Origin of the sequence: Kitasatospora sp. NPDC059648 (genome assembly GCF_042734825.1) — a bacterium.
In the GTDB taxonomy this organism is placed as follows: Bacteria; Actinomycetota; Actinomycetes; order Streptomycetales; family Streptomycetaceae; genus Kitasatospora.
The window spans coordinates 127,899-152,211 of the sequence record NZ_JBHWDU010000006.1 but is presented as its reverse complement, the minus strand read 5'-3'; the positions used below and the strand labels follow the sequence as shown (position 1 = coordinate 152,211).

The 24,313-nt window shown below is 72.2% G+C and carries 20 protein-coding genes and 4 tRNA genes; 13 read left to right on the top strand and 11 right to left on the bottom strand.

The window, feature by feature from the left end; translation table 11 throughout:
• Positions 1-2: 2 nt before the first annotated feature.
• The 4 genes from ACFV1W_RS06490 to ACFV1W_RS06475 all read left to right on the top strand — a co-directional run bounded on the left by ACFV1W_RS06490 (position 3) and on the right by ACFV1W_RS06475 (position 918).
• Positions 3-79: transfer RNA gene (locus tag ACFV1W_RS06490), tRNA-Ile, on the top strand.
• A gap of 89 nt (positions 80-168) precedes the next feature.
• Positions 169-242 (top strand) — tRNA-Ile (locus tag ACFV1W_RS06485).
• A 306-nt stretch (positions 243-548) separates the two neighbouring features.
• Complete coding sequence (locus ACFV1W_RS06480; RefSeq protein ID WP_014137031.1) at positions 549-677, top strand: DLW-39 family protein; 129 nt, start codon at positions 549-551, stop codon at positions 675-677.
• 168 nt (positions 678-845) lie between these two features.
• Positions 846-918 (top strand) — tRNA-Ala (locus ACFV1W_RS06475).
• Between the two features lie 60 nt (positions 919-978).
• On the opposite strand, the gene ACFV1W_RS06470 is transcribed toward ACFV1W_RS06475, so the two are convergent.
• Complete coding sequence (locus ACFV1W_RS06470) at positions 979-1,632, bottom strand: DUF5324 family protein (RefSeq protein WP_380413675.1); 654 nt, start codon at positions 1,630-1,632, stop codon at positions 979-981.
• 181 nt (positions 1,633-1,813) lie between these two features.
• On the opposite strand from ACFV1W_RS06470, the gene ACFV1W_RS06465 reads away from it, so the two are divergent.
• Positions 1,814-2,707, top strand: a complete 894-nt coding sequence (locus tag ACFV1W_RS06465) for a rhomboid family intramembrane serine protease (RefSeq protein WP_380413674.1) — start codon at positions 1,814-1,816, stop codon at positions 2,705-2,707.
• A gap of 361 nt (positions 2,708-3,068) precedes the next feature.
• Here the strand turns inward: ACFV1W_RS06465 and crgA are convergent, their stop codons facing one another.
• Positions 3,069-3,317, bottom strand: a complete 249-nt coding sequence (gene crgA / locus ACFV1W_RS06460; protein ID WP_030278238.1) for a cell division protein CrgA — start codon at positions 3,315-3,317, stop codon at positions 3,069-3,071.
• A gap of 167 nt (positions 3,318-3,484) precedes the next feature.
• Here crgA and ACFV1W_RS06455 point away from each other — a divergent pair, with 167 nt between their 5' ends.
• From ACFV1W_RS06455 to ACFV1W_RS06435, 5 genes are all read left to right on the top strand, one after another.
• Positions 3,485-4,240, top strand: a complete 756-nt coding sequence (locus tag ACFV1W_RS06455) for a DUF881 domain-containing protein (RefSeq protein ID WP_380413672.1) — start codon at positions 3,485-3,487, stop codon at positions 4,238-4,240.
• Positions 4,241-4,327: 87 nt separating this feature from the next.
• The gene (locus tag ACFV1W_RS06450; protein WP_030278236.1) at positions 4,328-4,507 is read left to right on the top strand and encodes a hypothetical protein; all 180 of its coding nucleotides are present in this window, start codon (positions 4,328-4,330) and stop codon (positions 4,505-4,507) included.
• 55 nt (positions 4,508-4,562) lie between these two features.
• Positions 4,563-5,225, top strand: coding sequence for an aminodeoxychorismate/anthranilate synthase component II (locus ACFV1W_RS06445; protein ID WP_380413670.1), 663 nt, complete (start codon positions 4,563-4,565; stop codon positions 5,223-5,225).
• A gap of 5 nt (positions 5,226-5,230) precedes the next feature.
• On the top strand, positions 5,231-6,343 hold the full coding sequence (locus ACFV1W_RS06440; RefSeq protein WP_380413668.1) for a class E sortase: 1,113 nt from the start codon (positions 5,231-5,233) through the stop codon (positions 6,341-6,343).
• A gap of 37 nt (positions 6,344-6,380) precedes the next feature.
• The gene (locus tag ACFV1W_RS06435) at positions 6,381-7,208 is read left to right on the top strand and encodes a class E sortase (protein ID WP_380413666.1); all 828 of its coding nucleotides are present in this window, start codon (positions 6,381-6,383) and stop codon (positions 7,206-7,208) included.
• Positions 7,209-7,322: 114 nt separating this feature from the next.
• Here the strand turns inward: ACFV1W_RS06435 and pknB are convergent, their stop codons facing one another.
• The 6 genes from pknB to ACFV1W_RS06405 form a co-directional block, all read right to left on the bottom strand.
• Positions 7,323-9,440, bottom strand: coding sequence for a Stk1 family PASTA domain-containing Ser/Thr kinase (gene pknB / locus ACFV1W_RS06430; protein ID WP_380413664.1), 2,118 nt, complete (start codon positions 9,438-9,440; stop codon positions 7,323-7,325).
• 266 nt (positions 9,441-9,706) lie between these two features.
• Positions 9,707-11,158, bottom strand: coding sequence for a peptidoglycan D,D-transpeptidase FtsI family protein (locus tag ACFV1W_RS06425; protein WP_380413662.1), 1,452 nt, complete (start codon positions 11,156-11,158; stop codon positions 9,707-9,709).
• Complete coding sequence (locus tag ACFV1W_RS06420; RefSeq protein WP_380413709.1) at positions 11,155-12,558, bottom strand: FtsW/RodA/SpoVE family cell cycle protein; 1,404 nt, start codon at positions 12,556-12,558, stop codon at positions 11,155-11,157. The genes ACFV1W_RS06425 and ACFV1W_RS06420 overlap by 4 nt, the downstream gene beginning before the upstream one ends.
• A gap of 139 nt (positions 12,559-12,697) precedes the next feature.
• Positions 12,698-14,350 (bottom strand): PP2C family protein-serine/threonine phosphatase, encoded by a 1,653-nt coding sequence (locus ACFV1W_RS06415; protein ID WP_380413660.1) that lies wholly within the window; start codon positions 14,348-14,350, stop codon positions 12,698-12,700.
• Positions 14,351-14,403: 53 nt separating this feature from the next.
• Complete coding sequence (locus tag ACFV1W_RS06410; RefSeq protein ID WP_380413658.1) at positions 14,404-14,952, bottom strand: FHA domain-containing protein; 549 nt, start codon at positions 14,950-14,952, stop codon at positions 14,404-14,406.
• Between the two features lie 46 nt (positions 14,953-14,998).
• The gene (locus ACFV1W_RS06405; protein ID WP_380413656.1) at positions 14,999-15,868 is read right to left on the bottom strand and encodes an FhaA domain-containing protein; all 870 of its coding nucleotides are present in this window, start codon (positions 15,866-15,868) and stop codon (positions 14,999-15,001) included.
• Positions 15,869-16,317: 449 nt separating this feature from the next.
• Between ACFV1W_RS06405 and ACFV1W_RS06400 the strand changes: the two genes are divergently transcribed.
• Positions 16,318-16,401: transfer RNA gene (locus ACFV1W_RS06400), tRNA-Leu, on the top strand.
• A 75-nt stretch (positions 16,402-16,476) separates the two neighbouring features.
• On the opposite strand, the gene ACFV1W_RS06395 is transcribed toward ACFV1W_RS06400, so the two are convergent.
• Both ACFV1W_RS06395 and ACFV1W_RS06390 read right to left on the bottom strand, forming a co-directional pair.
• Complete coding sequence (locus ACFV1W_RS06395; protein ID WP_380413654.1) at positions 16,477-17,628, bottom strand: sensor histidine kinase; 1,152 nt, start codon at positions 17,626-17,628, stop codon at positions 16,477-16,479.
• Complete coding sequence (locus ACFV1W_RS06390; protein ID WP_380413707.1) at positions 17,625-18,275, bottom strand: response regulator; 651 nt, start codon at positions 18,273-18,275, stop codon at positions 17,625-17,627. Before ACFV1W_RS06390 ends, ACFV1W_RS06395 begins: the two co-directional genes overlap by 4 nt.
• 339 nt (positions 18,276-18,614) lie before the next feature.
• On the opposite strand from ACFV1W_RS06390, the gene ACFV1W_RS06385 reads away from it, so the two are divergent.
• Positions 18,615-20,444 carry a phosphatidylglycerol lysyltransferase domain-containing protein gene (locus tag ACFV1W_RS06385; protein ID WP_380413652.1) on the top strand — a complete coding sequence of 610 codons (1,830 nt, stop codon included), beginning with the start codon at positions 18,615-18,617 and terminating at the stop codon, positions 20,442-20,444.
• A 326-nt stretch (positions 20,445-20,770) separates the two neighbouring features.
• A complete protein-coding gene (locus tag ACFV1W_RS06380) occupies positions 20,771-21,463 on the top strand; it encodes a hypothetical protein (RefSeq protein ID WP_380413650.1) in 693 nt (230 codons plus the stop codon).
• A 55-nt stretch (positions 21,464-21,518) separates the two neighbouring features.
• Here the strand turns inward: ACFV1W_RS06380 and ACFV1W_RS06375 are convergent, their stop codons facing one another.
• Entirely contained in the window at positions 21,519-24,311 is a 2,793-nt protein-coding gene (locus ACFV1W_RS06375) for a SpoIIE family protein phosphatase (RefSeq protein WP_380413648.1), read from the bottom strand.
• Between the last annotated feature and the right edge of the window lie 2 nt (positions 24,312-24,313).

Genomic DNA, 24,313 nt, shown 5'->3' with positions numbered 1-24,313 from the left:
AAGGGCCTATAGCTCAGACGGTTAGAGCGCTTCCCTGATAAGGAAGAGGCCACAGGTTCAAGTCCTGTTAGGCCCACCACCGCGAAGGGCCCGGAGTGATCGACTCCGGGCCCTTCGGCGTCGTTTTCGCAGATCGGGCGGCTTCCGGTACGCTCTGATGTGCAGCGAGGGCCTATAGCTCAGACGGTTAGAGCGCTTCCCTGATAAGGAAGAGGCCACAGGTTCAAGTCCTGTTAGGCCCACCTCCCCGAAGGGCCCGGAGTGATCAACTCCGGGCCCTTCGGCGTTCCCGGGCGAATTCCGGGTCCGCCGCGTGCGGACGATCCGCGCGGAACGAGGTGCGGCGTCAATCCTCGGACCGGACCGCCGCGTTGACGGCCCCGGTGGCTGGTCACGATTGGGACACCGGTGTGTATCATCGGCCGCAAGGGCAGTCTGGCACCGGCCGCCCGTTCGCGCTCGAAACACATCTGGACTCGTCGGCCCGGCCGTTCCGACCGGAGCACCGGCTCCTGAGTCCACCAACGCAAGAAGGACGAGGTCCCGCGGTGAAGAAGCTCCTCCTGGTCGCCCTGGTCGCCCTCGGCGGCTTCTTTGTCTACCGTCAGGTCCAGGCGGACCGCGCCGAGCAGGACCTGTGGACCGAGGCCACCGACCCGGTTCCGGCCGGTCGCTGAGCCCGGGCGATCCGACGATCGACGATCTTCGGGGGCGCTGATCCGCGCCTCCCGGACCGGTCGGCCCGTTCATCCGGCCGGGCCGACCGGTTCCCCCAGGGGGACGGCTCTCGCAACGGCGCCGGAACCCGGTACGCTAGTGCCCGTTGGCACGGGCCGTGCCGTCGAGGGGCATTAGCTCAGTTGGTAGAGCGCTGCCTTTGCAAGGCAGATGTCAGGAGTTCGAGTCTCCTATGCTCCACAGCGCCCGAAGGGCGGCCGACCTGGAAGCCAGGTCGGCCGCCCTTCGGCTTTCCCTCCCCTAGGCCTGCGGACGGTCGTCCTCGGTGGGCTCCTCGGGGATGCCGCCGTGCACCGGCGCGGCGGTGTGCGCGCCGGCCGGCTCGACCAGCCACTCCGGGTTGCCGTGCCGGCGCCACCACTGCCAGGCGACGATGCCGCCGCCGATCGCCAGCACCCCGGCCAGTGCGAGGCCTTTGGCCCGGTTGCCGCAGCGCTGCTCCCGCTTCACGTTCCGGGCGGCGAGTTCGCTGATCTCGGCCGCGCTGACGTGGCCGTGGAGGGCGGTCAGGGCGGCGGCGCCGCGAGCCTGGGCCTCGTGGGCGACCGGGGTGACCGCCTCGACGGCCTGGGCGACCCTCGGGCCGACCGTGGTGCGGGCCTGGTCGGCGGCGCGGCTCGCGGACAGGCGGGCCGCCAGGGCGGCCTCCTGGGCCCGGTGGAGGGCCTTCAGCGCGTTCTGCTGGGCCTCGGGCGGCAGGCTGGCGAAGGCATGGCCGAACTGCGGGGCGAGGTGTCGGTCGTACTGGACGCGGAGGTTGTGGGCGGCCTGGGTGGCCTTGGGCCCGAGGGCGTCCAGGGCGGGGCCGAGGCGATGCTTGGCGCCGTCCGCGAACTGTGCGGCGGTGTCCCGGGTCCGGGTGGCGGTCTCACGGGCCGAGTCCGAAAAGCTCACGAGTCTCTCCTCCTGGGTGGCGTCCTTTATGCACATATCCACCTAAATGCCGATCATGCATCCTGATTTGTTCTCCGGCACCCCGGAGTGGGCCGGGGGAGGGGCGTTCCCGGAGTGTCGGGGCGGGGCGCCGCAGTAGGCTGGCGGCGCCGGTGTCGGGTACGGGAAGGGGAAACCGCTGATGCTCCCGGACGAGCCGCGACAGTCCACGGACCGCTCCTCCGAGGGCGGGCAGCCCGGCTGCTACCGGCACCCGCAGACGGCCACCGGGATCTCCTGCACCCGCTGTGAGCGGCCGATCTGCCCGCAGTGCATGGTGGCCGCCGCGGTGGGCTTCCAGTGCCCCGAGTGTGTCGGCAAGGGGCACGCCGGGGCGCGGGGGGCGACCACCCGGTTCGGCGGGGCGCTGACCGTGGACGGCGGGCTGGTGACCCGGGTGCTGGTCGGGATCAACATCGTGGTCTGGGCGCTGGCCGCCTACGTCCTCAACCCGCGGCTGGGCGAAGTCTGGTCGCTGGCCAGTGCCGGTCGGGCGCACCGCGGCGGTCCGTACGGTGTCGCCGACGGCCCGGCCCAGTGGTACCGGCTGCTGACCGCCACCTTCCTGCACCTCCAGTGGTGGCACGTCGGGCTGAACATGCTGGTGCTGCTCTGGCTCGGCCCGCCGCTGGAGGAGGCGCTCGGCCGGCTGCGCTACCTGGCCCTCTACCTGCTCGCCGGCCTGGGCGGCAGCACCTTCGCCTTCCTGGTGGCCGGTGACTGGATGAACTCGGTGGGGGCCTCCGGAGCGGTCTTCGGCCTGATCGGCGCCACGATCGTGATGCAGCTGCGGAACCGGGGGCCGGTGGCTCCGGCGCTGGCCTTCCTGGTCTTCAACCTGGTGGTCACCTTCTCCCGGCCGAACATCGACTGGCGGGCGCACATCGGCGGCCTGGTGATCGGCGGACTGGTCGCCCTCGGTCTGATGTACGCCCCGCGCGAGCGGCGCGGGCTGGTCCAGGGGCTGGCGGTGGCCGGTGCGGTGGCGGTGGAGACGGCGATGCTGCTGATCGGGACGGCCCTCTACGGGGTGTGACGCACCGGGCGTTTGTCCACAGCGGGTGCGGGCTTGTGCACAGCCCGTGGGCCGGTCCGGCTGTGGACTGTTGTTCTACGCGCGTCCTACTGTGCGAATTCCGCGTTTTCGAGGAGTTGTGCACAGCTGTGGACGGTGCGGGCCGGGAAGGTTATCCACAGGCTGGGGGGACTTTTCCCCAGTGTGGATAACCATGTGGATAAGCGTGACCGTGTGATCGTGTGACTGTCCGACGGCGGCTGGCCGTAAGCGATCCGGCCGCCTTGCGGGCAGTTCCGGGCACGCCGAACCGCCGCTCGGGGGCCTGCGGCTCCGAAGCGGCGGGACGGGCCCGAAGCCGGGCCTCAGGACGCGCGGGGCGTCACTTCCACTGGGTGGAGACGCCGAACCCGGCCGCGATGAAGCCGAAGCCGACCAGGATGTTCCAGTTCCGCCAGCTCTCGACCGGGAAGCTGCCGCTGGTCACGTAGTAGGTGACGATCCACACCAGGCCGATCAGGAACAGTGCCAGCATCAGCGGTGCGACCCAACCGCGGCCCGAACTGATCTTCACCGCGGCCGTGGTCGGCGGGGTGTAGTCGGACTTCTTGCGGAGTCGAGACTTCGGCACGAGGAGCTCTCCTGTCGATGCGCTGTGAGACCGCGCAGAGGTGCAGCGGGTGAGACGCCGACGGTCGGTCGCGGAGAGCGCTCTGGGACCGCTCCCCCACCTGCCACCGGCGTCCGTTAGCGTAGTGGCTCGGCGGGTCTCAAGGAGATAAGGGTACGGTGACTAATTTGTCGATTCCCCCCGGGAAGGCCGTCACCCGTCGTTCCGGCATCCGAATTGTCGGCCGTGCCCTGACCTGTGCCGTGTTCGCGCTCGCCGGTCTGCTCTTCTACATCAGCGCGCAGACCGCCCGCGGCACCGACCTGCGGACCGACAACTCGCTGCTGAGCCTCGGCGACGTGATCCGCCAGCGCAGCTCGCAGAACCAGCAGGCGCAGGCCCAGCTGGCCGATCTCCAGGCCCGGGCCCAGGAGCTCACCGAGCAGCAGGGCCACGACCCAGCCGACGCGGCGCAGCTGGACGGCCTGCGGCTCGGCGCGGCCCTGGAGCCGGTGCAGGGCGGCGGACTGACCGTCACCCTCAACGACGCGCCGCCGAACGCCACCGCGCGCATCCCCGGGGTCCCCGAGCCGGGCGTCAACGACCTGGTCATCCACCAGCAGGACATCCAGGCGGTGGTCAACGCGCTGTGGCGGGGAGGCGCCGCCGGCGTGCAGGTGATGGACCAGCGGCTGGTCTCCACCAGCGCCGTCCGGTGCGTGGGCAACACCCTGCTGCTCCAGGGCCGGGTCTACTCCCCGCCGTACGTCATCAAGGCGGTGGGGAGGACGGACGCCCTGCGCTCGGCCGTCGAGGCGGACCCGACGATCCGCAACTACCTGCAGTACGTCCAGGCGTACGGCCTGGGCTGGAAGGTCCAGGAGAGCGGCGACCTGACGCTGCCCGGCTACTCCGGCACCACCGAACTCCGCTCGGCGGACTGACCGCGGCCGCGCCGGTGGCGGACCGGCCTCGCGGCCGTTGATCCCGGGTCTACTCTTGACCCCAGTCCGCTACCTAGAGGGAGCACCATGTACGGCTGGATCTGGCGTCATCTGCCGGGGAACACCCTGGTCCGGGCCGTCATCTCGCTGCTCCTGATCCTGGGGATCGTCTACCTCCTCTTCACCTACGTCTTCCCGTGGGCGGAACCGCTGCTCCCCTTCGGTGACGTCACAGTGGACGGCGGCGACGGCGCCTCGGCCGGCTGACCCCGGCGGGCCCGGAACTCCCCCCAGCACCGCATCCCACGGAGACCACGCGCGCATGACCACCCAGTCGAACCCGCCCCGCATCCTGGTCGTGGACAACTACGACAGCTTCGTCTTCAACCTGGTCCAGTACCTGTACCAGCTCGGTGCCACCTGCGAGGTGGTGCGCAACGACGAGGTGACCGTCGAGCACGCCGTCCGCCGGGCGGGGGAGGAGGGCTTCGACGGGGTGCTGCTCTCCCCCGGGCCCGGGTCGCCCGAGGAGGCCGGGGTCTGCGTCGAGATGGTGCACCACTGCGCGGGCATCGGGCTGCCGGTGTTCGGCGTCTGCCTGGGCCTGCAGTCGATCGCGGTCGCCTACGGCGCGGTGGTCGGCCGGGCGCCGGAGCTGCTGCACGGCAAGACCTCGCCGGTCGAGCACGAGGACGGCGGGGTGTTCGAGGGCCTGCCCTCACCGCTGACCGCGACCCGCTACCACTCGCTGGCCGTCGACCCGGCCACCGTGCCGGACGAGCTGGTGGTCACCGCCCGGACCGGCAGCGGTGTGATCATGGGCCTGCGGCACCGTGAACTGCCCGTCGAGGGCGTGCAGTTCCACCCCGAGTCGGTGCTGACCGAGGGCGGGCACCGGATGCTCGCCAACTGGCTGGCGGAGTGCGGCTTCCCGCAGGCCGTGGACCGGTCGGCCGGGCTCGCCCCGGTGATCGGCCGGGGCTGAGCGGCATGACCGCGGTGCGTCCGGAGGGGCGTTACCAGTCGGAGGCCGGCCCGTACGGGGGCGCGCAGCAGTACGACGGCGCTCCGTACGACGACCCGCACTACGGCGACCCGCAGTACGGCGCCGGGGACCGGGGCGGCCCGTACCCCCAGGAGCACCCGGTCCAGGGCGCGTCCGAGGACGGCTGGGGCGTGTACGAGCAGGCCGAGCAGCCCGGCGAGGGCGGCCCCGAGTACCCGTGGCTGCCCGACCAGACCCTCCAGCTGCGGCTGCCCGCCGACGGCGCCGAGCCGGCCGCCGAGCCCGCCCCGCCGACCGGCGGCCGGGCCGAGCGCCGCCGGGCCGCCCAGGGCCGGACCTCGGTCCGAACGGGCGGCGGCCGGCGCCGGGCGAAGGGCCGGGGCGCCGGTGGGCCGCGGCCCAAGGAATCCGCGGTCGTGGTGGCCGCGCGTTTCGTCGGCGAGATGTGCATCACCCTCGGCGTGGTGATGCTGCTGTTCGTCGCCTACCAGCTCTGGTGGACCAACGTGCAGGCCGACGAGGCCGCCAGCGGGGCCCGTGACCAGCTGGAGCAGCAGTGGGACGCCCAGCCGCCGGGGGCCGGGCAGCAGGCTCCGGACCCGAACAAGCCCGAGGTGTTCGAGCCCGGCAAGGGCTTCGCCATCATCTACCTGCCCAAGCTGGGGCTGAAGTTCCCGATCGCCGAGGGCACCTCCAAGTCGGCCGTGCTCGACAAGGGCCTGGTCGGCCACTACACCGGCACCGCGATGCCGGGTGACCAGTCGGGCAACTTCGCGCTGGCCGCCCACCGCAACACCCACGGCGAGCCGTTCCGGTACATCAACGAGCTCGGCAAGGGCGACAAGGTCGTGGTGGAGACCGCCTTCGGCTACTACACCTACGAGATCACCGGCGGCATCCCGCAGACCTCGCCCAACAACGTGAGCGTGATCAAGCCGGTGCCGAACGGCTCCGGGTACACCGGCCCGGGCCGGTACATCACACTGACCACCTGCACCCCGGAGTTCACCTCGAAGTTCCGCCTCATCCTGTTTGGCAAACTGATCGAGGAGCGGCCGCGCAGCCAGGGCAAGCCGGCCGCGATCACGGGCGGATAGCCGCCCGGGGCCGGGTTTCGGAGGGGGAGCAGCACAGATGCAGGACGACGGGACCGCGCGGTCGGCCGAGCCGGCCGAGGAGGCCTTCTCCCCGCCCGAGCGGGCCGCCGGGAAGGGCCGCGGCGGGCGGAGCCGGGCCCTGGCCGCGCTGGGCGTGTTCGGCGAGCTGCTGATCACGCTGGGCCTGGTGCTCGGCCTGTTCGTGGCCTACTCGCTGTGGTGGACCAACGTGCAGGCGGACCGCTCCGCGGCGGCTGCCTCGGACAGGCTGCGCAGCTCCTGGGCGGCCGGTCCGACCCCGGGCGCCCCGGGCACCCCGGGGGGTTCCGGCGGTGCTCCCGGGCCGGGCGGGGCGGCCGCGGCGCCGCCCGCGATCGGGGACGGCGTGGGCTTCCTGCACGTCCCGGCGATGGGCCGGGACTACCAGGTGCTGATCCGGATGGGCACCTCCACCGCCGTCCTGGACGAGGGCGTGGCGGGCGTGTACGAGCAGCCCTACAGGGCCGCGATGCCCTGGGACCAGACCGGCAACTTCGCGCTCGCCGCCCACCGGGACGGCCACGGCGCCAAGTTCCACGACCTGGACGCCGTCCACAGGGGCGACGCGATCGTGGTCGAGACCAAGGACAAGTGGTACGTCTACAAGGTCGACAACACCCTGCCGGAGACGTCCAAGTACGACACCGGCATCGTCGCGCCCGTCCCGGCGAGCTCCGGGTACACCGCGCCCGGCCGGTACATCACCCTGACGACCTGCACGCCGGTGTACACCTCGCGGTACCGGATGGCCGTCTGGGGGAGCCTGGTGCGGGTGGACGCCGTGGACGCCAAGCGCACCCCGCCACCGGAGCTGCGGCACTCCTGAGGCCCCCTCAGGGCCGTCCCGCGGGTACGCCGAGGGCCCGCCGCGATCACCGCGGCGGGCCCTCGGGCGTTCACCGTGCCGGACCCCCGGTCTCAGAACCAGGGGAAGAAGGGCTTAGGGGTTCCCTTTGCCGGGGGGTGGGGGGTTGGAGTCGCCCCCTTTGGCCGGATCGGCCGCCCTGGTGAACAGCTGCACCTGGGTGTTCGGGTCCAGCTGGGTGCCGGCGCCCGGGTTGCTCTGGATGACGACCGCGTTCAGGTCCTGCGGGCCGACGATGGTGTAGCCCAGGCCGGCCTTGGAGAGCGCGGCGATGGCGTCCGACACCTTCTGGTTCTGCAGCGGCGGGACGGTGGCCTTGTCCGGTGCCTTGTAGATCGTCAGCGTGATCTTCGCGCCGGTCGCGGCCTTGGTGTTGGGCTGGATCGACTGGGTGGCGACGGTGTTGACCTTGGTCGGGTCGTTGGTCGGCGTGCTCTTCGAGGCGTCGACCTGGAAGCCGAGGCCCTGCAGCTGGTTCTGCGCGTCCTCCTTCTGCAAGCCCACCACGTTCGGGACGTTCACCTTGGTCTTGCCCTGGGAGACCGTCAGCTTGACCGGGGCGCTGGGGTCGACGGTCGCGCCGGCCGCCGGGTCCTGGGCGATGACGGTGTCCTGCGGGGCGGTGTCGTCGTCCTTGTAGTCGGGGGTGGCGACGTTGGTGAACCCGGCCGCGGACAGCGCCTGCATCGCCTGGTCCTTGGTCTTGCCCGTCAGGGGCGGCACCTGCTGCTTGGCCGGACCGGAGGACAGCTGCACGGTGATGCGGGCGTCCTCGGCGACCTGGGTGCCGGCCGTCGGGGTCTGGGTGCAGACCTGGTCCTTCTTGACGTTACTGTCCGGGCAGGAGATCTTGTCGCCCTCGGCGACCGTGAGCTTGGGACCGGCCGCGGTGGCCGCGGTCCTGGCCTCCGCCAGGCTCTTGCCGACCAGGTTGGGCGCCGCCACCTTCGGGGTGTTCCCGCCGTCCTTGTCGCTGAACATCGCCTGGGCCACGAAGAAGGTGCCGACCAGGACCAGCACGGCGGCGACCGCCAGCACGATCCAGGAGGTGCTGCTCTTCTTCGGCCGGTCGTCGCCGCGCCGGCCGCCGCCCTGGCCGTAGCCGTCGTCGTAGCCGTCGCGCCCGCCGCCCTGGGCGCCGGCGTAGGTCTGGCCGTAGCCGTCGTCCTGGTAGCCGTCGTGGCCCTGGGCACCGGCCTGCGGCAGGAGGGTGGTCGGGCCGCCGCCGGGCTGCTGCGGCAGCACGTTGGTCTGGCCGTACGGGTCGTGCTGCTGCGGGTAGCCGTTCTGGTCGTAGCCGTACCCGGCCGCGCCCATGCCGTAGGCGGCGGCCTGCTGGGCGGCGGCGACCGGGAGGCCGTCGAGGAAGCGCTCGATGTCGTCGCGCATCTCGTCGGCGCTCTGGTAGCGGTAGTCGCGCTCCTTGGCGAGCGCCTTCAGCACGATCGCGTCGATCTCGGGGCGCACCTCGGGGTCGAAGACCGACGGCGGCTGCGGCTCCTCCCGGACGTGCTGGTAGGCCACCGCGACCGGGGAGTCCCCGACGAAGGGCGGCCGGACGGTCAGCAGCTCGTAGAGCAGGCAGCCGGTGGAGTAGAGGTCGGAGCGGGCGTCGACCTGCTCGCCCTTGGCCTGCTCGGGGGAGAGGTACTGGGCGGTGCCGATCACGGCCGAGGTCTGGGTCATGGTCATCCCGGCGTCGCCCATCGCACGGGCGATGCCGAAGTCCATCACCTTGACGTTGCCCTGCCGGGTCAGCATCACGTTGGCGGGCTTGATGTCGCGGTGCACGATGCCGGCCCGGTGCGAGTACTCCAGGGCCTGGAGGATGCCGATGGTCATCTCCAGCGCCCGCTCGGGCAGCAGCCGGCGGCCGGAGTGCAGCAGCTCGCGCAGCGTGGAGCCCTCGACGTACTCCATCACGATGTACGGGATGGAGATCCCGTCGATGTAGTCCTCGCCCGTGTCGTACACGGCGACGATCGCGGGGTGGTTGAGGGACGCCGCGGACTGTGCCTCGCGGCGGAAGCGGGCCTGGAACGACGGATCCCGGGCCATGTCGGCCCGGAGCGTCTTCACTGCGACGGAACGGCCGAGCCGGGTGTCATGGCCGAGGTACACCTCGGCCATGCCGCCGCGTCCTAGGACGCCGCCGAGCTCGTACCTGCCGCCGAGGCGACGAGGCTCTTCCATAGTTCCGACCCTCTCCCTCACCCGCCGGTGAGGTTGTGACGTAGGTGTCCCCGCACGCTCTGGGTGACGCCGCGCGCGCCGCGACCGGTTCTCCGGCCGGGCCGTGCGCCGCCTCGCGGGCGGCAACGGGCACACCCGCTGCTGGCGGATACGCTACCGGTCGCACCGCACCGGACCGGAGTCAGCTGTCGGCCGATATCAGACCGGTATCCGGACGGGGGTGCCGATCGTGACATTCACCTCACCCTCGAACCAGGGGCGTGCCCCTACTTGCCGAGCGCGGCCTGCATCACCGCCTTGGCGATCGGGGCGGCCAGCCGGCCGCCGCTGATCCCGTCGCGGTTGTCCGAGCCGTCCTCGACCACGACCGCGACCGCGACCGACTGGCCGTCCGGGGTCTTGGCCCAGGAGGTGAACCAGGCGTACGGCAGCGCGGAGTTGTTCTCGCCGTGCTGCGCGGTGCCGGTCTTGCCGCCGACCTGCACGCCCGGGATCTGGGCGTTCTTGCCGGTGCCGTCCTGGACCACCGAGACCATCAGGTCCTGCATCTTCTGCGCGGTGGCCGGGCTCATCGCCTGGGAGAACTGCTTCTCGGTGTGCTTGGAGATGGTGGTCAGCGAGGCCGAGCGCTCCTGGTCGACCAGGTAGGGCTGCATCAGGCTGCCGTTGTTGGCGATCGCGGCGGAGACCATGGCGACCTGCAGCGGGGTGGCGCGGGTGTCGTGCTGGCCGATCGAGTCCTGGGCGGTGCCGTCCAGGCTGGCGCTGTTGGGGAAGACGCTCTTCTCGGCCCGGACCGGCGTGTCGACGGTGCTGTTGAAGCCGAACTTCTCGGCCTGCGCCCGCATCTTGTCCTTGCCCAGGTCCGCACCGATCTTGGCGAAGACCGTGTTGCAGGACTGGTCCATCCCGGACTTCACGGTGGCGTTCTCGCAGCGCTCGTTCGGGCTCTCGTTCTTCAGCGCGGTCTGGGTGCCGGGCAGGACGTACGGCTCCGGCGTCGAGGTGGTGTCGTCGATGCTCTGGAACATGCCGTTCTCGAACGCGGCGGTCGCGGTGACCAGCTTGAACGTCGAGCCGGGCGGATAGGTGTACTTCAGCGCCCGGTTGTCCATCGGCTTGTTCGGGTCGGCGTTGAGGGCCTTCCAGGCGTCGCCGTCGTCGTTGCCCGCGATGGTGCCCGGGTCGTAGGACGGGGTGGAGACCAGGGCCAGGATCGCGCCGGTCTTCGGGTCGAGGGCGACCACCGCGCCCTTCTTGTCGCCCATGGCGTCGAAGGCGGCCTTCTGGACCTTGGCGTTGATGGTGGTGACGACGTCGCCGCCGCGCTGCTGCTCGCCGGTCAGCATGTCCAGGGTGTTGCGGAAGAACAGCCGGTCGTCGGTGCCGGAGAGGACGCCGTCCTCCAGGTTCTCCAGCCCGTTGGAGCCGTAGGCCTGCGAGGAGTAGCCGGTGACCGGGGCGTACATCGGACCGTTGATCCAGGAGCGCTTGTACTTGTAGCGCAGCCCGTTCACGAAGTCGGAGTTCGTCACCGGCTGGCCGCTGACGATGATGTTGCCCCGCGGGTGGGCGTAGCGGTCGTACAGCTGGCGCTTGTTGTTCTTGTTGGAGGCCCAGGCGTCGGCCTGGACGCCCTGCACCCAGTTGGTGCGCACCATCAGGGCCAGGATCAGCACGAGGCAGAAGATCGAGACCCGTCGGATCGGCTTGTTCATCGGGCGGGTCCTCCCTGGCCCTCGGTGGCCGGGGCCGGTTCGGCCCCGGGACGGCGGGCGCTGTCGCTGATCTTCAGCAGGATCGCGACCAGCGCCCAGTTGGCGACCACGGACGAACCGCCCTGCGCGAGGAACGGCATGGTCATACCGGTCAGCGGGATCAGCCCGGTGACCCCGCCGGCCACGACGAACACCTGCAGGGCCATCGCCGAGGCTAGCCCGACGGCGAACAGCTTGCCGAAGGGGTCGCGGGCGGCCAGGGCGGTGCGCAGGCCGCGCTGCACCAGCAGGGCGTACAGCAGGAAGATCGCCATCAGGCCGGTGAGCCCGAGCTCCTCGCCGAAGGAGCCCAGGATGAAGTCGCTCTTGGCGGCGAAGTTGATCAGCCAGGAACGGCCCTGGCCGAGGCCGGAGCCGGTCACCCCGCCGGAGCCGAGGGCCATCAGCGACTGGCCGATCTGCTCGGTGGAGCCCTTCGGCGGGTTCGGGGAGAAGGCGGCCATCGGGTCGAGCCAGGCGTCGATGCGGACCTTGACGTGGCTGGTGGCGGTGGCCACCGCGACCGCCCCGCCGACCGACATCAGCAGGCCGAACAGGATCCAGCTGGTCCGCTCGGTGGCGACGTAGAGCATCACCACGAACAGGCCGAAGAACAGGAAGGACGTGCCGAGGTCGTTCTCGAAGATCAGGATCAGCAGGCTGAGCAGCCAGATCACGATGATCGGGCCGAGGTCACGGCCGCGCGGCAGGTACAGGCCCATGAAACGGCGGCTGGCCAGCGCGAGAGCATCCCGCTTGACCATCAGGTAACCGGCGAAGAACACGGTCAGGATGATCTTGGCGAACTCGCCGGGCTGGATGGAGAAGCTGCCCATCCGGATCCAGATCTTCGCGCCGAAGTCCTCCGCCCGGGCCGGGAAGAAGGCCGGTGCGGCGAGCAGCACCAGCGCCACCACCATCGAGATGTAGGTGTAGCGCTGGAGCACCCGGTGGTCCTTCAGGAGGACCATGACGCCGATGAACAGCGTGATCCCGAGCGCCGACCACATCAGCTGGTTGCGGGCCGCCGGGAAGTTGCCGCTGAGCAGGTGGCCGGCCTTGTCCAGCCGCCAGATCATCACCACGCCCAGCCCGTTCAGCAGGGTGGCGATCGGCAGCATCAGCGGGTCCGCGTACGGCGCGAAGCGGCGCACCAGCAGGTGCGCGACCAGCGCCAGCGCCCCCATGCCGAGGCCGTAGCCGAGCATGCCGGCCGGCAGCCGGGAATCCATCGCCAGGCCCACGTTGGCGTAGGCCAGGATCGGCAGCAGGACCGCGAAGAGCAGCAGGGCCAGCTCGGTGTTGCGCCGGTTCGGGGCACCCTGGGGCGAGATGGTGGTGTTGCCCCGGCGTCGCGGCACGACGCGCCCGGCCGCCGCCCGGCGTCGGCCGCCGGCGGCGCGGCCGGTGTCGCCGCTCAGGTTGTAGCTGCTCACGTGGTGACCGCTCCCTGCCGGCCGGCGGCCCCGCTCCGGGCGGACCTGTGTCGGATCGCGGACGTCACGGCTTCGGGCAGGCTTCGGCCCGGGTGCGTTCGTCGTCGCTCAGCTGGGGCTGTTGCGGCTGCTGGGCCTGGTCGCTCGGCGCGCCGGCCGCCGGAGGGGTGGCGCTCGGCGTCGGAGCGGGCGTGGCCGGGGTGCTCGCGGTCGGCGAGGTGCTGGGCGCGGCCGCGGGCGGGTTGCGCTTCTCCCGCTCGCCCGGGGTGACCGGCGTGGCGGCCACGAAGTCGGTCTTGGTGGCCTGGGTCGGCTGGCTCGGCTGGGCGGCCTGGGTGCCCTGCGGGGCCGCACCGGCGGCCCGCTGGCACAGCTTGGCCCAGCCCACGAGGTCGCCCACCGTCTTCTGGGCGTCCTGCAGGCTGCCGACCGAGATGGTCCTGCTCACCTGGGAGCGCTGGTCCTGCGGCAGCCACTTCAGCGGCGCGTCGCTGTGCGACTCGTGCACCGACGAGAGGCTGAGCCCGGCCAGGTTCTGGTTGATGCCCTGATAGATGGCGACGTGGTCGCCGTCCTCGCCGATGTAGTACTGGTCCTGGGTCCACTGGTAGCCGAAGTACCCGGCGCCGCCGAGCAGGCCGAGCGTGACCAGGACGACCAGCGGGACGGTCAGGCCCCGGCGCTTGCGCTTGGGGGGCTGCTCCTCGTCGAACTCCTCGGTGCCGTACACCGACGGCTCGGCGGGGTAGCCGTAGCCGTCCTCGCCCTCGTAGCCCTCGGCGGGGCCGAAGCCGCCCTGGGCGGCGCCGTAGCCGCCCTCGTAGCCCTCGGCCGGGCCGAAGGCGCCCTGCGGGCCGCGGCCCAGGCCGGCGGCGCGGCCTGCCGGGGTGTCGGCGATCGAGTGGTCGGCGGCGGTCGAGGACGGCGGGGTGTCGGCGACCGCGCCGACCACCACCGGGACGTCGTTGAACTGGCCGCTCATGGTGTCCGTGGCACCGACGTCGATGACGTCCGCCACGATGCAGGTGATGTTGTCCGGACCGCCGCCGCGCAGGGCGAGCTGGATCAGCTCCTGCACGGTCTGCTCGGGCGAGTAGTAGCTGCCGAGGGTGTCCTGGAGGGTCTGGTGGCTGACCGGGCCGGAGAGGCCGTCGGAGCAGATCAGGTAGCGGTCGCCGGCCCGGACCTCGCGGATCGACAGGTCGGGCTCGACCTGGCCGCGGCCGTCCAGGGCCCGCATCAGCAGCGAGCGCTGGGGGTGGGTCTCGGCCTCCTCGGGCGTGATCCGGCCCTCGTCGACCAGGCGCTGCACCCAGGTGTGGTCCTGGGTGATCTGCACCAGCGAGCCGTCGCGCAGCAGGTAGGCACGGGAGTCGCCGACGTGCACCAGGCCCATCCGCTGTCCGGTCCACAGCATGGCGGTCAGGGTGCAGCCCATGCCCTCCAGCTGCGGGTCCTCCTCGACCATCTGCCGGAGCCGGTCGTTGGCGCCCTGGACGGCGTCGCCCAGCAGGGTCAGCAGGTCGGCGCCCGGCACGTCCTCGTCCAGGCGGACGATCGAGCCGAGCACCTCGGAGGACGCGACCTCGCCGGCCGCGGCGCCGCCCATGCCGTCGGCCACGGCCAGCAGCCGCGGCCCGGCGTAGCCGGAGTCCTCGTTCCCCTCCCGGATCAGTCCCTTGTGGGAGCCGGCGGCGAAGCGCAGCACCAGGGTCATGCGACCTGTGCCCCCCTCTGGGTCATGGACGGGATGCTGTCCCTCATGCGCTACTACTTCCGCAGTTCGATGACGGTCCTGCCGATACGGATCGGCATGCCCGGCTGGAGCGGGGTGGGCGCGGTCAGGCGCTGCCGGTCCAGATAGGTGCCGTTGGTGGAGCCTAGATCCTCGACCGTCCACTGCCCAGTCTGATCCGGATAGATCCTGGCATGCCGGGAGGACGCGTAGTCGTCGTCCAGCACGATGGTGGAGTCGTGCGCGCGGCCCAGGGTGATGGTCTGCCCCTGCAGCGCGACGGTGGTCCCGGCCAGCGAGCCCTGGACCACGACGAGCTGGGTCGGGGCGCCGCGGCGGCGGCCGCCGCCCTGGGTCTGGCCCGCGCCGTTGCCGGCGGGGGCGGCGGGTGCCGCGGGACGTCCGGGTGCCGTGGTGGTGGCCGCGCCGCCGCCGGACGCGGTGGCGGCGCCGCGGCGGGAGGTGCGGGGGTTCACCTTGGTACCGAACAGGTCGCTGCGGATCACCTGGATCGCGACGATGACGAACAGCCACAGCACGGCCAGGAAGCCCAGCCGCATGACCGTGAGGGTCAGTTCTGACATGACCGTCCCGCCAGTCGGTGAGCGAGGCGCGCGAACAACTCGGACACTACCCTTCGACCTGCCGGTAGACGATGGTGGTGGAGCCCACGACGATTCGGGAGCCGTCGCGGAGCGTAGCGCGCTGGGTGTGCTGTCCGTCCACCACGATGCCGTTGGTGGAGCCCAGGTCGAGGACCATCGAAGGCGTGCCGGGGCGGATCTCGGCGTGCTTGCGGGACACCCCCGGGTCGTCGATCCGCACGTCCGCCTCGGTCGAGCGGCCGAGCACGCAGGCCGCGCCGGTGATCTGGTGGCGGGCGCCGTTCACCTCGATCCAGCGGCGGACCGAGGCGCCGTGGCCGGCACCGGGGAAGTTGCGGACGTTGCCGGCGGCCGTCGGGCCCGGGGGCATCGCGGGAGGTGCGGACGGCGGCGGGGGCGCGTTGTACTGCCCGGCGCCGCCCTGCTGCCACGGTGCGCCCGGGGCCGGTGCGGCCGGCTGGCGGTCGTAGCCGGACTGCTGCGGCTGCGGGGCCTGCGGCGGGGCGTACTGCTGGGGCTCCTCGGAGGCCAGGGTGCGGCTGCGCACCCGGTACAGGCCGGTGTCCAGGTCGTCGGCCTTCTCCAGGTTCACCTGGAGCGGGCCCATGAAGCTGTACCGCTGGGCCTCGGCGTACTCGCGGACCATGCCGGCGAGCTCGGCGCCGAGCTGCCCCGAGTACGGGCTGAGCCGCTCGTGGTCGTGCGGGCTGAGCTCGACGATGAAGTCGTTCGGCACGACGGTGCGGTCGCGGTTCCAGATGCTCGCGTTGTTGTCGCACTCGCGCTGCAGAGCGCCGGCGATCTCCACGGGTTGGACCTCGGACTTGAACACCTTGGCGAAGGTGCCGTTGACGAGACCCTCCAGCCGCTGCTCGAACTTCTTCAGCATCCCCATGGGGCACCCCCTTCCAGGGTTCGTTCGCCTGCCTGCCGTCCGGGACTCCTCGGGGAGCGGTCCTCTGGGGGACGTCCCTCCGCGGAGCCGGTCGTGCCTACTTGCGGTACTTCCGTACTGATCGTATCCACGCCGGGCCCTTCCGTACGGTTCCCGGACCGCGTGGTGCCGGGGGGTGGGCTCGGACACACAGGGTGACGCATTTCGGGTACCGCACGCCAGGTGTGCCCGCCGGAGCCGCCCACGCCGTTCGCTCATCCGTTCGTCGCGCACCCGTTCGGGATGCGGTTGGTCTCCCCGGGGAACGGATTCGGAGCTGCCCCCCAGGTCGTGCTACTGTTTTCCACGTCGGAAGGGCCGCCCGGAAGGGAAGCCGGACCGAGGAAGCGCGAAGGGCCACATGGTACCGGCGGTTCCGAGGATCGGACGGCAGAGAAGACAACACCCATGCGCGGGTGGCGGAATAGGCAGACGCGCTGGATTCAGGTTCCAGTGCCCGAAAGGGCGTGGGGGTTCAACTCCCCCCTCGCGCACAGTGAAGCCCCGCAGATCTTCGGATCTGCGGGGCTTTTTCGTCGTCCCGCTCCCGGGGCGCCGGGAGCGTCGGCTCAGGAGTGGGTCGCGGGGAGTTCGGCGCGGACCTCGAAGCCGCCGTCCGGGGTCGGGCCGGCGGTGAGGGTGCCGCCGAGCAGCTGGGCCCGTTCGCGCAGGCCGACCAGGCCGTGGCCGCCGCCCGGCAGGGTCTCGGCCGGGCGGACCGGCGGCGCCTCGTTGCGGACCCCGACCCGCAGCCGGCGGCCCTTCGCCCGGACCGTCACGTGCACCACCGCCTCCGGCGCGTACTTGGTGATGTTGGTCAGCGCCTCCTGGACGGTGCGGTAGGCGGCCCGCTCGACCGCCTCCGGCCACGGGCGGTCGCCGGGGTTCAGCTCGGTGTCGGCGGTCAGGCCGCTCTGCTCGATCAGCCGGGGCAGGTCGGCAAGCCGGGGCTGGGGGGCGAGCGGGGCGTCCGGGAACGGGCCGTTGGCGGTGCCGCGCAGCACCCCGACCATCTGGCGCAGCTCGTCCAGCGTCCGTACGGACAGCTCGCGGATGGTGCGGGCGACGCCCGCGGCGGCCGGGTCGGCGGTGCTCACCTGGAGCGCGCCGGCCTGGATGCTGATCAGGCTGACCTGGTGCGAGACCACGTCGTGCATCTCCCGGGCCAGCCGGCCGCGCTCGCTGATCAGCACCCGCTCGGCGAGCAGCCGGCTCTCCCGCTCCTGGCCCCGGGTCAGCTCGTCCAGGCGGGCGGCCAGCTCCCGCCGGGTGCGGGCGAGCAGACCGGTGGCGGCCGGGCCGGCGGCCAGCATGACGGCCTGGATGGCGTCCAGGGCGGTGTTCCGGCTGAGGTCGATGACCGGGCTCGGCAGCGGCCAGTGGAAGAAGGAGACCAGGGTGAACAGGGCGGCGCACGGGAACAGCACCCTGGCGCCGGGGCGCTCGGTGGCCACCGTGTAGACGGCGGTGATCGGGGCCAGCCAGATCGCCTCCACCCAGGTGCCGGGCATGGTGAGCAGCAGCACCGTCACCGGGAAGCGGCGGCGCCAGAACAGCGCGACGGCGGCCAGCGTGGAGAGCGCCATCTGCCACCAGGTGGCGTCCCGGGCCACCAGCGCGGCGTCCAGGAGGGAGTACAGGACGGGCACCAGCAGCGTCAGCCAGGGAGCGGTGCACCAGGCCGGCAGCCGTCGGGACAGCAGCTGGTCGGCGGGCGTCATGCCCCGTCGCCGGGCTTGGGCCGCACGAGGCCGGCCCGGTGGGCGAGCACGGCGGCCTGCACCCGGTTGGCGGCGCCGAGCTTGCCGAGGATCGCGCTGATGTGGTCCTTGACCGTGCCGGTGCCGAGGAAGAGCCGGTCGGCGATCTCGGCGTTGGACAGGCCCTCGCCGAGCAGGGCGAGCACGTCGAGCTCCCGGCCGGTCAGGGTGCGGGCCAGGGCGGTGGCATCGGCGTCCGGACCGCCGCCGTCCACGTAGCCGCCGATCACGGTGCGGGTGACGGTCGGGGAGAGGATGTTGCCGCCCGCGGCGAGCACCCGGACCGCGTGGACCAGCTGCTCGGGGGCGGTGTCCTTGAGCAGGAAGCCGGCCGCGCCGGCCCGCAGCGCGGTGCCGATGTACTCGTCGGTGTCGAACGTGGTGAGCATCGCCACGGCGGGCGGGTCGGGCAGGGCGCGCAGGCGGCGCAGCACCGAGATGCCGTCGAGGTCGGGCATCCGGATGTCGAGCAGCACCACGTGCGGGCGCAGCCGCCGGACGTGCTCCTCGGCCTGCCCGCCGGAGCAGTCGCCGACCACCTCCAGGTCGGGCGCGGAGCCGACGATCAGGCCGAGGCCCGAGCGGACCAGGATCTCGTCGTCGACGATCAGCACGCGGGTGGTGGTGATGGTGCCTCCTCGGTTCGGGCGGCCGGGTTCGGTCGGTCCGCGGGGGTCGCTTTTGAGGGTAGGGGTAGGCGGGGCGGGTCGCCGAACGCATGGCGGGTGCGGACCCCCGCCGTTCGGCGGGGGTGGGAATCCGCTACCCGGTTCACGTAATTCTCAGGAATGGTGCGGAACCATGGAGTTGGCTGCCCTTTCCGGCCCGCCGCTCGATGCGGGCGGTCGGTGGACGGGGGTGGTCGGTCAGTCCGTCGGGCCCGTGCGGGCGCCCGGCGCCGGGCCGTTGCGGATGCGCCCCACCATCTGATCGTTTGGAATTGAGCTGTGTCGTCCACTGTGAAGTCGGAGCCGTCCGCCACGTCCGCCGGGCCCCGGCCCGTCGGCCTGCTCGACCGCTGGCGCCCGAGGGCCGCCGTCGCCTCCGTCTGGTACCTCAGGCTGCTCGCGCTGCTGAACGTCACCACGGTGCTGCTGGTGCCGTGGCGCAACCAGGTCTCCGAGCACAACGAGGGTGAGTACTTCACCCCGTACCTGATGACCTCCGGCCTGGCGGCCGCGGTGCTGTCGGTCTTCCTCGCCGTCGCGATGCGGCGGCGCAAGCGGGCCGCGTGGATCTTCAACACGGCCCTCGGCAGCGTGTTCGCCCTGCTGTACCTGGCGGTCATGGTGCTGCCCGGCGAGCACTTCAACAGGCACCCGCTCAACTACTTCTCCACCGTCCTGACCTGCCTGTTCGTACTGGCACTGCTGATCGGGCGCAAGGAGTTCACCTCCAAGGGCGACCGCTCCAACCCGAAGACCGCGGCGGCCACCTTCGTCGGCGGGCTGTTCTTCGGCGGCGCGGTCGGCGCGCTGCTGGTCTGGCTGACCAACGAGCTGAGCGGCGCCGGCTGGTGGGACCTCTTCCGCTACTCGGTCGGCCGGATGATCACCGTCACCCCGTCCGAGCACCTGCGCTCGGTGATCGCCGCCCCGACCTGGGTGAACGCCGCGATCAACGCGATGGGCGCGGTGCTCTTCCTGCTGGTCCTGTACGTGGCCTTCCGCAGCCCGCGCGGCAAGGAGCTGCTCAACCCCGAGGACGAGGCGAAGCTGCGCGGCCTGCTGGACAAGCAGGGCGAGCGGGACTCGCTGGGCTACTTCGCGCTGCGCCGGGACAAGGCGGTGATCTTCTCCCCCAGCGGCAAGGCGGCGGTGACCTACCGGGTGATCGGCGGGGTCTCGCTGGCCTCGGGCGACCCGATCGGCGACCCGGAGGCCTGGCCGGGCGCGATCGAGGCCTGGCTGTCCGAGGCCCGGGAGCACGCCTGGGCGCCGGCCGTGATGGGCGCCTCCGAGGAGGCCGGGGTGATCTACGCCCGGCACGGGCTGGACGCGCTGGAGCTGGGCGACGAGGCGATCGTCGAGCTGGACGAGTTCTCGCTGGACGGCCGCGCGATGCGGGTGGTCCGGCAGGCCTACAACCGGGTCAAGCGGGCCGGGTACACGGTGCGGATCCGCCGTCACGAGGACATCTCCGAGGCGGAGATGGCCGAGCTGGTGGCCAAGGCCGACGAGTGGCGCGACGGGGCGACCGAGCGCGGCTTCTCGATGGCGCTGGGCCGGCTCGGCGACCCGGGCGACGGCCGCTGCGTGATGCTGGAGTGCAGCGACGGCGAGGGCGAGCTCAAGGCGCTGCTGAGCTTCGTGCCGTGGGGCCCGGACGGGCTCTCGCTGGACCTGATGCGCCGGGCCCGGGACACCGAGAACGGCCTGATGGAGTTCATGGTGATCGAGCTGCTGCAGCGCGCCGACGAGGTGGGGCTGAAGCGGGTCTCGCTGAACTTCGCGATGTTCCGCTCGGTCTTCGAGCGCGGTTCGCGGCTCGGCGCCGGCCCGGTGCTGCGGCTTTGGCGTTCCGTCCTGGGGTTCTTCTCGCGCTGGTGGCAGATCGAATCGCTGTACCGCGCGAACGCCAAGTACCGGCCGATCTGGGAACCGCGCTACCTGCTGTTCGAGAAGAGCAGCGAGATTCCGCGGATCGGCATCGCCAGTGCGCGTGCCGAGGGTTTCATCGTCGCGCCGAGCCTGCCCGCCCTGTTCCGCCGCCGGCACACGGGAACCACCGTGGTGGCGCCCCGGGTACCGGTGGCGGCACGGGACGGGAAGGGGTAGCCCTCCGTCGGGGGGCGGAGGGGGGCCGACGGCCGGGGGTGTACCTAGGACCAGTGCCATGGGGGACCTAGGGCCATCGGTCGTAAGGGGGGTCCGGAGGGGGGATTCGTCTCCCTCCTGAGGATGACCTCGATCCCCATCCATGCCGATGTGGATTTGTTAAGTGGCTTCTAATGTTGGAGCAGCTGACAGGTTTCGGGGATTCGGGAGAAACGGTTGTGATTCACAGGACCCACGCGGGGGGCGTGCGAAAGGGGCCGCTGGCGCTAGCCGGAAAGGCCGCTGTCGCCGAGTGGGGAGCGTTGTACCTGACGGTCCGGGGCGCGGTGGTGCGAAAGAAGTTCGCCGCGTTTCCGCTGGCCACGGCTGCGACGTTTCTGATCCTGCTGTTCAGCGTCGTCCAGCACCTGCCGGGCGGCGAACGCTTCGTCAACCACATCGGGGTGGTGCGGGCCGCGCTGCCGCTCGACCTCTCGTTGCTGCGGACCCCGCTGTCGCTGTACGTGCCGGCCCTGGACCTGCCGGTCTGGGGGGCGCTGGCCCAGGTGTTCGTGGTCTTCGCGATCGCCGAGGTCGTGCTCGGCCGGCGGATGACCCTGGTGGTCGCCTACGCGTGCACCCTGGCGGGCACGCTGTTCGCCCGGGTCGGGGTGGCGATCGGGCCGGGCCACCTGTTCGGCTTCCCGAAGTGGGTCGCCTACGTGCGGGACACCGGGCCGTCGGCCGCGGTGGTGGCACTGGCGATCTGTATCGCCTTCCGGACCAGGGCCTGGTTCACCGCCAGCCTGGTGGTGGTGCTGATGGTCGGGGAGGCCGTCGTGCTGCCGAACCTGGCCGGCCTGGAGCACGTGGTCGCGGTGATCACCGCGCTGCTGATCGCCGTCTCGGTCGAGGTCTTCGGGGACTTCTGGCCGCGGGTGCTGGCCGGGGTCGGCGCCGCCACCTCGGTGGCCACGGTTGCCTCCCTGGAGGTCGCGAAGGAGGCCCGGCGCCGTTCGGCGGGGGCCGTGATCCCCTGAGGGACGCTCCATCTGGCCTGTCGGCCGCGTACGGGGCGTTGCCCGTACGCGGCCGTCATGCGTGCGGGAGGGGCAGCTCGAACCAGACGACCTTGCCCACGGCCTTGCGGGCGGTGCCCCAGTGTTCGGCGAGCTTGGTGACCAGGGTGAGGCCGCGGCCGGTCTCGCCGAGCTGCTCGGCCGGTTCCAGCGAGGGCAGGTTGTGGTTGTCGTCGCTGACCTCGACCAGCAGCTTGTCCACCCGGATCAGCTGGAGCTGCACCCGGTCCCGGGCGACCCGTACGGCGTTCGTGACCAGCTCGCTGACCAGCAGTTCGGTGGTGTCGCTGAGCGCCTCCAGGTGCCAGGCCGCCAGCTGCTCGCGGACCAGCGAGCGGGCCCGGCGGACCTCGCGGTGGTCGACGGTGAGGTCCCAGGTGGCCACCTCGGAGGGGGCGACCCCGTCGAAGCGGGCCACCAGCAGGGCGACGTCGTCCTTGCGGTCGTCCGAGTGAAGCCGACGCAGCACCTCGTCGCAGGCCTGCTCGGGGCTCTGCTGCGGGTCGATCAGGTTGCCGCACAGCGCTGCCAGGCCGGCTCCTATGTCCCCGCCCCGGACCTCGACCAGTCCGTCGGTGCACAGCACCAGCATCGAACCGTCCGAGACGTCGATGGTCTTGGCGACGAACGGCACCCCGCCGACGCCGATCGGCGCGCCGGCCGGGATCTCCAGCAGCTCGCCGGTGCCGTCCGGGTGCACCAGGACGGGCGGGACGTGGCCGGCGCTGGCCAGCTCGCAGGTCCGGTTGATCGGGTCGTAGACGGCGTACAGGCAGGTGGCCAGGTGGTCGTCGCCGAGCTTCTGGGCCAGGTTGTCCAGGTGGCGCAGCAGCTGGCCGGGCGGCAGGTCGAGTGCGGCGAGGGTCTGCATCGCGGTGCGGAAGCGGCCCATCGCGGCGGCCGAGTGAATGCCGTGGCCCATGACGTCGCCGACCACCAGCGCGACCCGGCTGCCGGGCAGCTGGATCGCGTCGAACCAGTCGCCGCCGACCTCGGCCTTCGGATCGCCGGGCAGGTAGCGGTGGGCGATCTGCACGCCGGGGATCTGCGGCGGGCGGGTCGGGATCATCGAGCGCTGCAGGGTGGTGGCGACGCGTGCCTCGGCGCGGTGCAGCCGGGCGTTGTCCAGCGACAGCGCGGCCCGTACCGCCAGCTCCTTGAGGGTCGCGGCGTCACTCTCGTCGAAGGGGGCGCGGTCCGGCAGCCGGAGCAGCTTGAGGATGCCCAGCACGGTGCCCCGGGCGGACAGCGGGACCACCAGCATCGAGCGGCCGGAGACCACCGGGGCCAGCCGGGCACCGCCGAGCGCGATCGCGTAGTCGACCGCGACGTCCGCGCTGACCACCGGGACCAGCACCGGCTGGTTGAGCTGCAGGGCCATCCCGGGCGGGGTCCGGCGCGGCATGCTGACCAGCGAGCCCTCGGCGAGCACGTGGTCCCAGGCGCCGTCGGTCCGGTTGAAGACCAGGGCGACCCGGCGCAGCATCGTGTCGTCGTCGGGGCGGGAGACCGGCAGTTCGGAGTCCGAGATCAGGCCGTCCACGAGGTCCACACAGGCGAAGTCCGCGACCCGGGGGACCAGCACCTGGCACAGCTCGTGGGCGGTGAAGCCGAGGTCCAGGGTGGTGCCGACCTTGCCGCCGACCTCGTTCAGCAGGGCCAGCTGCTCGCCGGCCTGCCCGTTGGTGAGGAACGGGCTCAGCCGGCCGCTCGGCGGCCCCTCGGCGCCGGCGGGGGCGGGGACGGTGCCGGACGGGACCGGGTCGGCGCGGCGCGGCGGGACGCCGGGGACGGACGACTCGACGGCGTCGGCCTGCTGCTCGATGGTGGCTCCTCCTCCGTGGGGGGACGGGACGGGCGGGGTGCCGACCGGTCCGCCGAGGACGGCGGCGGGGCGGACGGAGGGCGTGGCCTGCGCGGCCTCGCGTTGGTCCCGGTGTTCGCGGTGTTCGCGTTGTTCCCGTTGGACGGGTTCCCGTTGGACGGGTTCGCGTGGAGAGGGTAGTGGGCCGGAGGGACGGCGGCCGGGCGCGGGCTGATCGGGCTGCGGGGGCGGACCGAGTCGGGCGGCGCGCTGCTGGGGCGTCGGGTAGCGGCGGCCCAGGCCGGCGGCCGCGTGGGCGGCGCCGGCCTGCGGGTCCGTGGGCAGCACCGGCAGCACGGTGGCCGCGTCCAGCCGCAGCGCGGGCAGCCCGCCCAGGGCCGCCGCCTCCCGCAGCGGGGCCCGGTGGGCGGCGGGCAGCATCCTGGCCAGCGGCTCGGGCAAGCCGGCGACGGGCGGGGTGAGCGCGGCGGTCAACCCGTGGAAGCCGCTCCGGGCCGCGGGTGCGGCGGCGAACGGCAGCAGGCGCTCACCGAGCGCGAGCCGCGGCCCGACGGTGCGCAGCGGCCGGGCGTCGGTGGCGAGGGCGAGCAGTCCGCCGGACGGGCCGGGCAGGGGGTAGGCCCACCAGAGCACGTCGCGCTGGTGCTCCTCGCGGTCGGTCACGGTCAGCCGGCCGGCCCAGGGCCGACCGGCGGCAGTCAGCTCGGCCAGGGTGTCGAAGGCGTCACAGCGGCGGCGCACGGCGCAGCGCCCGAGCACCCGCGACTCCAGCGCGGGCAGCAGGCCCGAGGCGGGGCGGTCGGTGGCGGCCTCGGCGCGGTGGCCGAAGAGCTCCTCGGCGGCCCGGCTCCACTGGGCGATCCGACCGGTCCGGTCGACCAGCACGAGGGCGAGCCGGACCAGGGCGGCCACTCCGGCCGGATGGTCGCCCGGCGCAGTCTGGGCGCCCGCCGGAAGCGGTGTGGAGTTGGACTCGGCCACCATGG